Genomic DNA, 13,528 nt, shown 5'->3' on the forward strand with positions numbered 1-13,528 from the left:
ACCTTGTCAGAGAAGCGAAACGACACATAGTCAAAATCAACATTCTTTTAAAGCAGAACGGCCCAAAAAAGCAGAACAGCATTCATTAGCTGTTCTGCTCTTTTTTGCGGTGGTAATCAGCGCAAGTCCGCCTAGAACTTCTTTATGTTGGATGTCAGAAAACCCAAGATCTTGAAGCAATCCTGTCATTTCATTCTCCGTATAACGATGTCTTCTCGTACTAACATTAGACCATTTTAATAACGCCGTTCTTTCAAAGCCTGAGATTCCGTGTTCCTTCCCGTAAGAAGCAGCGGTCTCCTGACTCATCTTTTCACTAGGATTCAGCATGGCAATCATGCCATCATCTTTGAGTACACGATGAACCTCTCGTATTCCGTTAGCAGGGTCTGGCAATAAGAACATTACACAGGTGGATAAAGCTAAATCAAAAGTTTCATCTTTAAGCGGCAAATTTTCGGCATCCGCTACTAAAAATTCACTTTTGGCACTTAATTCATGATAAAAGAATTGCTGAATGCTCGCTTTTACCATTTCAGACGACAAATCCACTCCAACTAATCTTCTAGCTTCCTCTGCCCCTCGAAGCAACAACCTGCCCGTTCCACAACCTACATCAAGGACTTCTTTATCTACCCATGACCCTGTTGTTTCTTTTAAAGTGTCATGAATTTTTCTCAGCCATGTTGTTCGTGCCATAGCATCAAAAAAGAAACAAGTTCATCAAATTCCTCACCGTTCATTTTTCTCAAAATCGTAAACTCCTTAGAATACTATTTGGAAAAAGAGGCAGCTCCCCAATGTTCTGGGTCTTGTTGCCATTCTTTTAATAAAGAAAGCCCTTGCTCACTAATCTTACCGCTTTCTTGTGCTTCCTCTATTAATGTACTAAAGTTTGTAACGGTTTGAAAAGGAATATCTAGTTCACCAAGTGCGTCATCTGCTTTTTTCAGTCCGTAGCTAAAGATGGCTACAACACCTAGAACTTCAATCCCCGCTTCACGAAGTGCAAGAACGGATTGAATGGAGCTTTTCCCAGTGGAGATTAAATCTTCAACAACGACCGCTTTTTTGCTTTTTTCTGTTAAACCTTCGATCTGTTTCGCTTTTCCATGAGCTTTTGCGCTTGATCTTACATAGCACATCGGCAGATTCATTTGTTCAGATACAAACGCAGCGTGCGGTATACCAGCTGTAGCGGTTCCAGCAATAAGATCTGCTTCAGGATAATGATTTTGTATCAACGCAGCAAGCTCTCCAGCCACTTGTTTACGAATCTCTGGATATGCAATAATCAAACGGTTATCACAATAAATGGGAGACTTCATTCCTGAAGACCACGTGTATGGCTCCTCAGGTGAAAGAGTTACAGCTTGAATGTTAAGCAAATGTTGGGAAGTTGTTGGTTTCATGACTTTCTCTCCATTCATTTATTATTTCTGTATATGTGGAAACTGGTTCTACTGATTGAGTAATACTTCTGCCTATTACCATATAATCTGATCCCTTTACCGCTGCTTCTCCCGGTGTTGCGATCCGGGCCTGATCATGGGTATCTGAGCCACATGCCCTGATTCCAGGAGTTACGGTCAAAAAGTCCTTTCCACAAACGTTTTTAATCTCCATAGCTTCTTGTACAGAGCAAACGACACCATCTAAACCCGAATCCTTCGCAAGTTTAGCGTAGTGAGATACACAATTATTTAAACTAGTATCCTTAATCAAAAGCTCATCACTTAAAACTTTTTCAGTTGTACTTGTAAGCTGTGTGACAGCGATTAATTTCGTATGATGAGCACCTGCCGCAACAAGGCCTTCCTTAGCAGCTTTCATCATCGCCACACCGCCAGCCGCATGAACATTAACCATATCAATGTTCAGTCCACCGAGTACTTTCATTGCTTTATGAACAGTCGTCGGAATATCATGAAGCTTTAAATCTAGGAAAACGCGAAAGTTTCGTTCTTTTAGCCATCCAATAAAGGAAGCACCTTCTGCATAAAAAAGTTCCATACCAACCTTTACATATGGTGACTGTCCTTCAAAACCTGCTAAAAACGCTTTTGCTTTTCTTGCATTTTCAAAGTCTAGCGCGATGATAACGGGGTTTTCCATTGCTTAAAACTCCTTCCTGTCATTTCGCTTATAGTTCCAACGCCGATCTCATCCAGTAATTCTGGAAGCTTTTCGATAATCTCTGGACAAACATACGGGTTCACGAAGTTCGCGGTTCCTACTGCTACAGCAGAGGCACCTGCTGACATCATCTCAAGCACGTCTTCCGCTGTACTCACACCGCCCATACCGATAATCGGAACAGATACTTTCTGACTGACTTCATAAATCATACGAATTGCTACCGGTTTGATCGCTGGACCCGATAAACCACCTGTTTTATTCGCCAAGATTGGATTACCTGTTCTCCAGTCCAGTTTCATGCCGACAAGTGTATTGATCATTGAAAGACCGTCTGCACCTGCGTCTTCCACCGCTTGTGCCATCTCTGTAATGTTTGATACATTCGGTGAAAGTTTAACGTACAAAGGTTTTTCGGATGCGTTTTTTACTTTTCTCGTTAATTCTGCTGCTGATTTATAATGGGTTCCAAACTGTATGCCGCCTTCTTTTACATTTGGGCAAGAAATATTTAACTCGACCGCTGATACGAGCGGTGAAGCAGATATTTGTCTTGTTACTTCGATATATTCCTCTTCTGTTGATCCTGCAATATTAGCTAAGATTGGAATGTTATATGGTTTCAGCGCAGGAAGTTCATTTTCTATGATGTTCACAACTCCTGGATTTTGAAGACCAATAGCGTTTAGCATGCCGCTTTCTGTTTCCGCTACTCGAGGTGTCGGGTTTCCGAAACGACCCTCAAGCGTAGCCGCTTTAATCGTAATTCCGCCTAGAAGACTTAAGTCATACCATTTTGCATATTCTTTTCCGAAACCAAAACAACCTGATGCTGGCAGAATGGGGTTCTTCATATTTAATCCTGGCAATGAAACACTTAGCCGACTCATAAAACAACCTCCCCCATTTTAAATACTGGACCGTCGCTGCAAATTTTCACGTAACCTGATTTCCTTGTTTCGGTCGGACATACACATGCAAAACACGCTCCGATCCCACAGCCCATTCGTTCTTCTAAAGAAAGATACCCGTCTAAGCTGCCTGCTCTATCTTCCACAGCTTTTAGCATAACTGCTGGACCAACAGAGTAAATAACAGGTGCCTCTCTCAAGCTTCGTTCCATCGCATCTGTAACAAATCCTTTAATACCAAGAGAACCATCTACCGTCGTTACAATCGTTTCACCGATTTCTTTAAACTTATCTACATAAAAACTATCTTCAAAAGATTGATATCCTAAGATGAACGTAACTTCAACTCCAGCATTTTTAAGCTGTTTTCCAAGGTAGTAAAGAGGCGGTACACCAATTCCTCCCCGACAAGCAGAGCACTTCTTTTCACATCAACCTCATCCATATTAAATCCGTTACCCAGCGGACCAAGAACATCCACTATTTCACCTTTTTGTTTTTCGCTAAGCTGTTTCGTGCCATCGCCTTGCGCTCGATATAACAAAGTTACTTCTTCTCTCTCAAGATCTACATCGCAGATAGAAAGGGGACGACGTAGAAGTTTAGAAGTATGATTTCCTACGCTGACATGGAGAAACTGACCAGGTGTAGTCATACTACCTACACCAGGGCCAGTCAATTTCATCTCAAAGATGTTGCGTGCAATCTCCGTATTCGACGTAACTTTTAACAAATGTTTCATCATACGAGCACCTTTTCTTTTTAGTGAAAGAAGATAGGGCATGCGCTGAGAATGAAATGGATTCTAGTACTTCTAAAAGAGCGACAGAAGTATCTAGGTTTGTCAGACACACTACTCCATTTTCTGCACATTCTCTTCGGATTCGGAATCCGTCTCTAGCTGGAAGCTTTCCTTTAGTCAGTGTGTTCACAACAAATTGCGCTTCACCTTTTCGAATCACTTCAAGCAAGTTTCTTCCTTCAGAACCAATCTTACCAACTACTTCAACTGGAATGCCTTCTTTTTCAATAATGTTTGCTGTTCCTTCTGTTGCCATGATTGTGTACCCTATCTCGTAGAATCTCTTCACCATATCAAGTGCTTCTTCTTTATCTTTATCTGCGACAGTAAATAGTACTGTTCCATATGCAGGAATCTTCATGCCAGACGCGATAAGTCCTTTGTAGAGGGCTTTTTGAAGATTCTTATCTCTTCCCATTACTTCTCCCGTCGACTTCATCTCAGGTCCCAAATACGTATCTACGCGGCGAAGTTTCGCGAAGGAGAACACAGGTACTTTTACAGAAACTTCTTCCGCTTCCTTCTGGTAGCCTGTTTCATAGCCTTGACGTTCTAAGCTCTCTCCTAGAATAACTTTAGTTGCTACGTTTGCCATCGGAACACCAGTTATCTTACTTAAGAATGGTACTGTTCGGCTTGAGCGCGGATTCACTTCAAGTACATATACTTCCTCTTTGTGCCATACGAACTGGATATTTAACAATCCAATGATTTTTAATCCTTTTGCGATTGAAATGGTTCTGTCGATAATCTTTTGTTTGATATTCTCAGGCAATGTTTGCGGAGGATAAACCGCGATCGAGTCACCTGAGTGAACACCTGCGCGTTCAATATGCTCCATCATCCCTGGGATGAACACATCTTTTCCGTCTGAAATCGCATCTACTTCAATCTCTTTACCTTCAAGGTATCTGTCAACCAATACCGGATGATCAGGATTTACTCTCGCTGCGTTCTCCATGTATTGAAGAAGTTCGCTTTCTTGGTACACGATTTCCATCGCTCTTCCACCTAACACATAAGATGGACGAACAAGAACCGGGTAGCCGATTAAATTTGCGATCGTTACAGCGTCCGTTACAGAGAATGCTGTTTTTCCTGCTGGCTGCGGGATGTTAAGCTGCTGCATTACTTTTTCAAAGCGCTCTCTGTCTTCCGCGAGATCCATGCTGTCTAGAGATGTACCAAGAATTTTAATTCCTCTTCTTTCAAGCTCTTCAGAAAGATTGATGGCTGTCTGTCCTCCAAACTGAACAATGACTCCTTCTGGCTTTTCATGTTCAATTACATGCATAACATCTTCTACAGTCAGTGGTTCAAAATAAAGCTTGTCTGACATACTAAAATCTGTAGATACGGTTTCTGGGTTATTGTTAATGATGATTGCTTCATATCCTGCTTCTTGAATCGCCCAAACCGTGTGAACTGTAGCGTAATCAAATTCGATTCCTTGTCCAATTCTGATCGGTCCAGATCCTAGTACTACAACACTCTTTTTATCAGTAATAATGGATTCATCTTCTTCACCGTATGTTCCGTAATAGTAAGGTGTTGCAGATTCAAACTCAGCTGCACACGTATCAACCATCTTGAACACAGGTTTGATTTCTTCGTTTAGTCTGAATTGATAAAGCTCGTATTCATCCATCTCCCAAGCTTCTGCAATCCAGCGGTCGCTAAATCCTTTTTCTTTTGCTTTCTTTAAGATAACAGCATCTTTTTTACGCTCTTTCACACGTTTTTCTAATAAAATGATCCCGTATAGTTTTTCTAAGAAGAACAGATCAATCTTTGTCCATTCATGAATTTCTTCTACCGTAATGCCCATTCTAAAAGCTTCTGCTATATAGAAAAGTCTTTCATCATCTGCTCGCAGGATCTTTTCTTCAACTTGTGATTTTGTTAGATTTTTTCTTTTACATCTAGATGGAAAGCAGATATTTCAAGCGAACGCACCGCTTTTAACAGAGATTCTTCAAAGTTACGTCCAATTGCCATAACTTCTCCTGTTGCTTTCATCTGCGTTCCTAGTTTACGATTCGCGCCTTCAAACTTGTCAAATGGCCATCTAGGAATCTTTGAAACAATATAGTCAAGTGCAGGTTCAAAACAAGCATACGTTGTACCTGTTACTGGATTTTTAATCTCATCAAGTGTGTAGCCCACTGCAATCTTTGCTGCCAATTTCGCGATCGGATATCCTGTCGCTTTTGACGCTAGTGCAGATGAACGGCTTACACGCGGATTTACTTCAATCACATAATATTGTGAGCTTTCTGGATCTAGAGCAAGCTGTACGTTACAGCCTCCCTCAATTTTTAATGCTCTAATAATTCTTAATGATGCGTTTCGTAAAAGCTGATAGTCTCTATCCGTAAGTGTCTGACTCGGTGCTACTACAATGGAATCACCAGTATGAATCCCAACTGGATCAATGTTTTCCATGTTACATACGACGATTGCCGTATCATTTTTATCCCTCATTACTTCATATTCAATTTCCTTGAATCCCGCGATACTTTTCTCGATTAATACTTGCCCAACAGGACTCGCATGCAGACCGGATGGTGTTATTTCCAAAAATTCTTCTTCGTTCGTTACGATACCACCGCCTGTTCCACCGAGTGTAAAGGCAGGACGAATGATAACTGGATAACCATTTTCTTCAACAAATGCTCTTGCTTCTTCCATGTTGTGAACGATCGCACTCTCAGGCACTGGCTCGTTCAACTCTCTCATTAATTCTCTAAACAAGTCACGGTCTTCCGCTTGTTGGATAGAAAACAGCTTTGTACCTAATAATTCTACGTTGTATTCTTCGAGAATTCCTGAATTAAATAGCTCTACTGCCATGTTAAGACCTGTTTGTCCGCCAAGTGTAGCAAGAAGTCCATCCGGTCGTTCTTGACGGATGATTCGAGAAACAAATTCAAGTGTTAAAGGTTCGATGTAAACCTTATCCGCCATATTAGGATCTGTCATGATTGTTGCTGGGTTTGAGTTAACGAGAACAACTTCGTATCCTTCTTCTTTTAAAGCTTGGCAAGCTTGTGTACCTGCATAGTCAAATTCTGCTGCTTGTCCAATTACGATTGGTCCAGAACCAATCACTAAAATTTTACGGATGTCATGTCGTTTAGGCATATTGCATCAAACCTTCTTTCTTAGTTGTTTTAATCATGTTCATGAAATCATCAAAGATCGGATTTGAATCTTGTGGTCCTGGTGATGCTTCTGGATGATACTGAATAGAAAAAGCTGGTTTTTCTTTATGTTTCAAACCTTCAACCGTTCCATCATTTACTGCTTGATGTGTAAGTACAAGTTCTGAATTCAATAACGAAGCTTCGTTTACTGCGTAACCATGATTTTGAGAAGTCAGCGCAATTTTTCCAGTCGTAAGATCTTTTACCGGATGGTTGGAACCACGGTGTCCGAACTTCAGTTTTTCTGTATCAGCCCCGCAAGCAAGAGCTAGAAGTTGATGTCCTAAGCAGATTCCTAAGATTGGTACATTGTTTTTTAACAGCTCTTGAATCATTGTGATCCCCGTGTGAACATCCTTTGGATCCCCAGGTCCGTTGCTCAGTAACACACCATCAGGCTGCAGGCGGATAATGTCAGCTGCAGATGTGTTGTAAGGTACAACGATTACATCACATAAACGTCTGGAAAGCTCTCTCAGCATTCCACTTTTTACTCCAAAGTCTACAACTACTACTCGATATCCACTGTTTGGCAAGTGGTAAGGAGATTTTGTAGATACTTTTTTTACTTGATCTGTCGTTAAGGCTGAAGCGTTCAATTCTTTTATAATCTCTTCAGCATTTTCAATAGAATTTGTCATTTTTCCTTTTAATGTTCCGTGCTGACGGATTTTTCTCGTAAGTTTGCGCGTATCAATTCCGTATAGTCCAGGTATATCCTTAGCCGTCAGCCAGCTGCTTAATGACTGCATGCCTTCATGGTGATTTGGGAACTCAGCATGTTCGTTTACAATGATTCCGCTTGTAGCCGGATGAATAGACTCATAATCAGAACGGTTAATTCCATAGTTACCCACTAGCGGATACGTAAAGCAGATGATTTGATCACAATAAGAAGGATCTGTCATTACTTCCTGATATCCTGTCATACTTGTTGTGAATACTACTTCCCCGCTTGATTCACGCTGTGAACCAAATGCCAGTCCATTAAAAATTGTTCCATCCTCTAAAATTAAGTAGCGTTTCATACTAAGCTCTCCTCTCTGTAATAAACAAGCTTTCCATCAAAAATTGTTGCAACCGGCCATCCTTTGCAGATCCAGCCGTCAAACGGTGTATTTTTCCCTTTTGATACGAACTCACCAGCGTTGATTGCTTCTTCTTTTTCTAAATCTACAATTGTTAAATCAGCAAGCGCACCTTCTTTAAGTGACCCATAAGGTAGGTCAAAGCTTTCTGCCGGTTTTTTCGTCATGTTATCAACTAGCTCCTGCAGTGTGAATAACTTCTCTTTTACGACAAGCTCTGTGTAAAGAAGCGGAAAGGCCGTTTCAAGACCTACAATTCCAAAAGGTGCAAGTTCAACATTCTGGCTTTTTCTTCAACACTATGCGGCGCATGATCTGTTGCGATAAAGTCGAGTGTTCCTTCTTTTAACCCTTGAATTAACGCTTCACGATCAGCTTCACTTCTAAGCGGTGGATTCATCTTGTAATGTGTATCGTTAGCTTTTATGTCTTTGTCACTTAAGATTAAGTGATGCGGCGTAACTTCAGCTGTCACCTTTATTCCAGCGCGTTTTGCATCTTTTATTACACGAACAGACTCTTTTGTGCTCACGTGGCAAACATGGTATCTTGCATCTGCCGCTTCAGCGAGCAGAACATCACGTGCGATGTGAACAGATTCACTGACAGAAGGAATTCCAGGAAGACCTTCTTTTTTTGTGTAGTCACCTTCATGAAAAGCTCCCCTTTAGGAAGAAGGGTATTGTCTTCACAATGTGCAACGATTACTGCTCCAAGCCGGCTTGCCTCTTTCATCGCTTTCAGCATCATTCCAGCTGACTGTACACCTACTCCATCATCCGTAAAAGCAAATGCCCCGCCTTTCAAAAGCGTCTCAAAGTCCGTAAGTTCACTGCCGATTTGTCTTGTTGTGATTGAAGCGTAAGGCAACACTCTGCAGCTTGCTGTATTCTTTATTTTTTGCTGAACAAGTTCTAACGTCTCAGCACTATCTGGTACTGGGCGTGTGTTCGGCATTGCTGCAAGAGTTGTATAGCCGCCTTTTACTGCTGCTTTCGTTCCAGTTGCAATCGTCTCTTTATGCTCACCGCCAGGCTCTCTTAGGTGAACATGCAGATCGACAAAGCCAGGCGTAACAAGTTTACCCTCTGCTTCAAGCACCTGGTGTTCATCTACAGGAATATCTTTTTCCACTTTTTGAATCACGTTATTTTCAATTAAGATATCTGTTTGGATGAAGTTGTTGTTCCCATCTAAAATGTTAGCGTTTTTTAATAAGTAACCCATGATCTACCGCCTCCTGATTCGTTGCTAATGCCCATTTCAAAACAGCCATTCGTATAAAAACCCCGTTTTGCACTTGCTTAAAGATTCTGGAGCGCTCACACTCTACAAGCTCATCTGCAATTTCAACTCCTCTATTAACTGGAGCAGGGTGCATGATTATGCTGTGAGGCTTCATCCTTTTTTCTCGTTCAATCGTTAGACCATATTGCTGATGATACTCTTCTTTCGTTAACAGCATCGACGTACTATGTCTTTCATGCTGTATTCTGAGCATCATCAAAGCATCTGCAGCTTCAACTGCTTCATCCATCGGAAGAAAGTCTTCTTTCCATTCATCAACAAACCATTCTTCAGGGCCAGAGAACAAAACCTTAGCCCCCATTTTTCGAAGTACCTCTGCATTTGATCGTGCAACCCGGCTGTGCAGGATGTCACCAACAATAACGACTGTTAATCCTTGCAAGACGATAAACTCTTGTTGAATGGTTAGTAAATCTAAAAGAGATTGAGTTGGATGATTTCCGCAGCCATCACCTGCGTTGATGATTGGAACATTTATTTTTTCAGCTAAGTCATCGAAATAACGGTCTTCAGGATGTCTTATGACAAATGCCTCAACTCCTATTTCTTCTAGCGTTCTTAACGTGTCGTAGAGTGATTCTCCTTTTTGAACGGAAGAACCGTTTACTTCCACGTTTAAAGGGTTCATGCCAAGCCTGTGTTCTGCAGCTTCAAAGCTGAACCTTGTTCTTGTACTTGGCTCAAAAAATAAATTCGCGATCATCTTGTGCTTGAAGATTTCATCTTGCTTTCCGCTATTAAATTCTTCCGCTTTGTTTAAAATGTATTGAATGTCTTCAATTGACAGCTCGTTCATTGATAGTAAATGATTCATCCTAAACTCTCCTTTTGACATAAAAATAGCACCCTGAAAGTTTTTTCAGGGTGCCCTTAACAGAAGAAGAAAACCGTTCCTCTTAAGTCGTCACCCTTTTAAGTCTCTCGTACTTATTTAAAAGGTGTATTATGCAGCTGTGTCGTTACCATCTGTTTTAAACATTTTTTTCATTAGATCTTTATCGTTTTCTCGTCCTGGCAACACTAAGTTTAAAACAATTCCGATTAGTGTAGCTAATGCCATTCCCGCAATCTCAAAGTTTGCATTGATCTTAAGAGCTGCTCCGCCGATTCCGGTTACTAAGATGACAGATGAGATGATCAAGTTTCTTTTGTTTCCAAAGTCTATGTTGTTATCTACAAGCATTCTAAGTCCAGAAGAAGCGATAATTCCAAACAATAGAATGGATACTCCACCCATAACCGCTGTTGGTATCGTACTGATCAATGCTGTAACTTTTCCTGAGAAACCGAACAGTATCGCCGTCACAGCAGCTCCTCCGATTACGAAAACCGAGTAGACTCTAGTTATTGCTAGTACCCCAATGTTTTCACCGTATGTTGTTACAGGAGGTCCTCCGATTAAAGAACCGATAACCACTCCCAATCCATCACCTAGGATTGAGCGATGAAGCCCTGGTTTTTCAATAAAGTTGCGCCCGACTACTTTTGATAAGACGAGCTGATGTCCGATATGCTCTGCAATGGTTACCGCAGCAACCGGCATCATGATCATCGCGATACTCCATGAAAAGTCTGGAGTATAGTTTACAAAAGGAACGAAGAAGTCTGGTGCTTGAATCCAATTTGCTTCTGCAACCTTAGAGAAATCAACGATCCCTCTGAAGTAAGCAAAGCTAAAACCAGCGATAATTCCGATTAAGATCGGTATAATTCCTAATATACCCCTAAAGAAAATCGAGCATATGATTGTGATTCCAAGTGTGAAAAGCGCTACCGTAAAGTGGGTTAAGCTATACTTCTGTGTAACAGGATCGTTCATTGCCATTCCAACTGCTACATTTGCTAGTCCTAATCCAATTACGATAATGACTGGACCAACAACAACCGGCGGCAAAACTCTCATCAGCCATTTAAACCCGAAGCTTTTTATCAACAGTGCAATTACCCCATATACTAATCCTGCTAAGAAGCTTCCGAGCATCGCTGCTTCAGGTCCGCCAAAAGCTTTAACCGTTAAGATCGGTGTTATAAATGCAAAGCTTGATCCAAGATAAGCTGGTATCTGTCCCTTTGTGACTAAAAGATACGCGATCGTTGCAAGTCCGCTTGATACGAGCGCTACTCCAGGGTGCAGTCCAACTAAGAACGGTACTAATACCGTTGCGCCGAACATTGCGAATAAGTGCTGTAAGCTTAATGTGAACCACTGAACCGGCGATGGTTTTTCATTTACATCTAATATTGCTTTTGTGTTGTTTTCCATTGTGTACCTCCTATTTGGATAGAACTCTTTCTTGCAATAAAAAACCTCTTCTGCTTTTTAGCAAAAGAGGCCGAGGAGGCACACGTGCACACTTAAACGTTGTGAGCACATGATTTATACCTCCCTTGCCAGCCTCTCTGGACTGAATTTAAAGGGATATTATTTATTTGTTGAAATCGATACTTCATCAAAGCCGTCAACTTCTATTAAAGAAGCTGAAATAATTTCTTCGCTGGATGTTGGAACATTCTTCCCTACATAATCAGCTCGTATCGGCAGCTCTCGATGACCTCTGTCAATAAGGACTGCGAGCTGTATATTAGAAGCTCGTCCAAGATCCATTATGGCATCCATACCAGCTCTAACTGTTCTTCCTGTGTATAGAACATCATCCACTAAAATGATCTTTTTGTCAGACACTTCAACCGGAATGTCTGTTCCTTTCACTTCAGGTTCAGAATCATCTGTTTTGATTTTAAGATCGTCTCGGTATAAAGTGATATCAATTACACCGACTGACACAGCGTTCCCTTCGATCTGTTCAATGCGCTCAGCAAGGCGTTTTGCAAGAAATTCACCACGGGTCTTTATGCCAGCTAATACGATGTCTTTGACTCCTTTATTTCGCTCAATAATTTCATGAGCAATACGAGTCAGTGCTCTTCTAATTGCTTGGTCATCCATTAATACTGTCTTTGACATAACATACCCTCCTTTAAAAACTCTTTGCCTTTAACCGTTATCTCTCAAAAAAATCCTCCCGTCACGCATGACGAGAGGATAGAGAAATCCCAGTTGGATTCTCATTAATAACGTTTCCTTCTCAGCCTCACGGGACTAAAGTTAAAGGACTATTTAAGTTACATTGATTATGACAAACTCTTTGATGTTTGTCAACTTCTTTTCTCTAAAAGATCTAAAAGGTCATTCATGTCAGCTGGAATATCACGTTGAAACTCCATATATTCACCTGTTCCCGGATGATCAAAACCAAGTGTTTGCGCATGAAGTGCCTGTCCTTCAATCGGCAGTGTCTTAGAAGGACCATACTTCGGGTCACCAGCTAGAGGGAACCCAATATATTTCATATGAACACGAATTTGGTGTGTTCTTCCTGTTTCCAATTGACACTCCACAAACGTATAATTTGTAAATCGTTTAATAACATTAAAATGTGTAACAGCGTCACGGCTGTTTTCATCTGTCACCGTCATTTTTTGACGATCACTTTTATCTCTTCCGATCGGTGCATCGATCGTACCTTGATCATGTGGCATAACTCCATGAACAATAGCTTTATATACACGAGTTGTTGTTTTCGCTTTAAGCTGGTTAACAAGAGACTCATGAGCCATATCATTCTTAGCGACCATAAGTAATCCAGACGTATCTTTATCAATACGGTGGACGATTCCAGGGCGTAATACACCATTGATCCCTGATAGATCTTTACAGTGCGCCATAAGACCATTCACGAGTGTTCCGCTGTAATGACCTGGAGCTGGGTGTACGACCATCCCACGTGGTTTATTTACAACGAGTACATCAGAATCTTCGTATACGATATCAAGATCCATCTCTTCTGGAACAGCATCAAGTACTTCTGGCTCCGGAATTTCAATTTCAATCACATCACCAGCTGCACATTTATAGTTAGACTTTACAGGACTGTTCTTTAATAACACAATTTTATCTTTGATCCAGCTTTGAATCTGTGAACGGGACCAATCATCCTGTACTTCAGACAAAACCTTATCAATACGGTTTCCTGCTTGTTCAGGAGTTACCGTATACTCGAATTTATTCATTTTCTG

9 protein-coding genes and 3 pseudogenes are annotated in these 13,528 nt (G+C 41.1%); all 12 read right to left on the reverse strand.

Going from position 1 to position 13,528, the window contains the following annotated elements; genetic code table 11:
- Positions 1-36: 36 nt before the first annotated feature.
- Positions 37-699, reverse strand: a complete 663-nt coding sequence (locus tag ACEWFH_RS13345) for a class I SAM-dependent methyltransferase (protein WP_473724399.1) — start codon at positions 697-699, stop codon at positions 37-39.
- 74 nt (positions 700-773) lie between these two features.
- Complete coding sequence (gene pyrE / locus ACEWFH_RS13350) at positions 774-1,412, reverse strand: orotate phosphoribosyltransferase (RefSeq protein ID WP_473724400.1); 639 nt, start codon at positions 1,410-1,412, stop codon at positions 774-776.
- Positions 1,381-2,115: an orotidine-5'-phosphate decarboxylase gene (pyrF, locus tag ACEWFH_RS13355; protein ID WP_473724401.1), complete on the reverse strand. Its 735-nt coding sequence runs from the start codon at positions 2,113-2,115 to the stop codon at positions 1,381-1,383. The genes pyrE and pyrF overlap by 32 nt, the downstream gene beginning before the upstream one ends.
- Positions 2,088-3,026 carry a dihydroorotate dehydrogenase gene (locus tag ACEWFH_RS13360; RefSeq protein WP_473724402.1) on the reverse strand — a complete coding sequence of 313 codons (939 nt, stop codon included), beginning with the start codon at positions 3,024-3,026 and terminating at the stop codon, positions 2,088-2,090. The genes pyrF and ACEWFH_RS13360 overlap by 28 nt, the downstream gene beginning before the upstream one ends.
- Positions 3,023-3,792: pseudogene (locus ACEWFH_RS13365) on the reverse strand (dihydroorotate dehydrogenase electron transfer subunit). The gene ACEWFH_RS13360 and the pseudogene ACEWFH_RS13365 overlap by 4 nt, the downstream one beginning before the upstream one ends.
- Positions 3,734-6,993, reverse strand: a pseudogene (carB, locus tag ACEWFH_RS13370) (carbamoyl-phosphate synthase large subunit). Before carB ends, ACEWFH_RS13365 begins: the two co-directional pseudogenes overlap by 59 nt.
- Positions 6,986-8,083: a carbamoyl phosphate synthase small subunit gene (locus ACEWFH_RS13375; RefSeq protein ID WP_473724403.1), complete on the reverse strand. Its 1,098-nt coding sequence runs from the start codon at positions 8,081-8,083 to the stop codon at positions 6,986-6,988. Before ACEWFH_RS13375 ends, carB begins: the two are co-directional and overlap by 8 nt.
- Positions 8,080-9,370, reverse strand: a pseudogene (locus ACEWFH_RS13380) (dihydroorotase). The gene ACEWFH_RS13375 and the pseudogene ACEWFH_RS13380 overlap by 4 nt, the downstream one beginning before the upstream one ends.
- On the reverse strand, positions 9,345-10,265 hold the full coding sequence (locus tag ACEWFH_RS13385) for an aspartate carbamoyltransferase catalytic subunit (protein WP_473724404.1): 921 nt from the start codon (positions 10,263-10,265) through the stop codon (positions 9,345-9,347). Before ACEWFH_RS13385 ends, ACEWFH_RS13380 begins: the two are co-directional and overlap by 26 nt.
- 129 nt (positions 10,266-10,394) lie before the next feature.
- Entirely contained in the window at positions 10,395-11,714 is a 1,320-nt protein-coding gene (locus ACEWFH_RS13390) for a solute carrier family 23 protein (RefSeq protein WP_473724405.1), read from the reverse strand.
- Between the two features lie 159 nt (positions 11,715-11,873).
- Positions 11,874-12,416, reverse strand: coding sequence for a bifunctional pyr operon transcriptional regulator/uracil phosphoribosyltransferase PyrR (gene pyrR, locus ACEWFH_RS13395; protein ID WP_066240591.1), 543 nt, complete (start codon positions 12,414-12,416; stop codon positions 11,874-11,876).
- Between the two features lie 191 nt (positions 12,417-12,607).
- The gene (locus ACEWFH_RS13400; RefSeq protein ID WP_473727298.1) at positions 12,608-13,522 is read right to left on the reverse strand and encodes an RluA family pseudouridine synthase; all 915 of its coding nucleotides are present in this window, start codon (positions 13,520-13,522) and stop codon (positions 12,608-12,610) included.
- Between the last annotated feature and the right edge of the window lie 6 nt (positions 13,523-13,528).

It is taken from the genome of Fictibacillus sp. EA-CB0309 (assembly GCF_055814265.1).

Excerpts from the sequence above, each read along its gene's own strand:
- ACEWFH_RS13345 (WP_473724399.1), bottom strand. The coding sequence starts at position 699 with ATGGCACGAACAACATGGCTGAGAAAAATTCATGACACTTTAAAAGAA.
- pyrE (WP_473724400.1), bottom strand. The coding sequence starts at position 1,412 with ATGAAACCAACAACTTCCCAACATTTGCTTAACATTCAAGCTGTAACT.
- pyrF (WP_473724401.1), bottom strand. The coding sequence starts at position 2,115 with ATGGAAAACCCCGTTATCATCGCGCTAGACTTTGAAAATGCAAGAAAA.
- ACEWFH_RS13360 (WP_473724402.1), bottom strand. The coding sequence starts at position 3,026 with ATGAGTCGGCTAAGTGTTTCATTGCCAGGATTAAATATGAAGAACCCC.
- ACEWFH_RS13375 (WP_473724403.1), bottom strand. The coding sequence starts at position 8,083 with ATGAAACGCTACTTAATTTTAGAGGATGGAACAATTTTTAATGGACTG.
- ACEWFH_RS13385 (WP_473724404.1), bottom strand. The coding sequence starts at position 10,265 with ATGAATCATTTACTATCAATGAACGAGCTGTCAATTGAAGACATTCAA.
- ACEWFH_RS13390 (WP_473724405.1), bottom strand. The coding sequence starts at position 11,714 with ATGGAAAACAACACAAAAGCAATATTAGATGTAAATGAAAAACCATCG.
- pyrR (WP_066240591.1), bottom strand. The coding sequence starts at position 12,416 with ATGTCAAAGACAGTATTAATGGATGACCAAGCAATTAGAAGAGCACTG.
- ACEWFH_RS13400 (WP_473727298.1), bottom strand. The coding sequence starts at position 13,522 with ATGAATAAATTCGAGTATACGGTAACTCCTGAACAAGCAGGAAACCGT.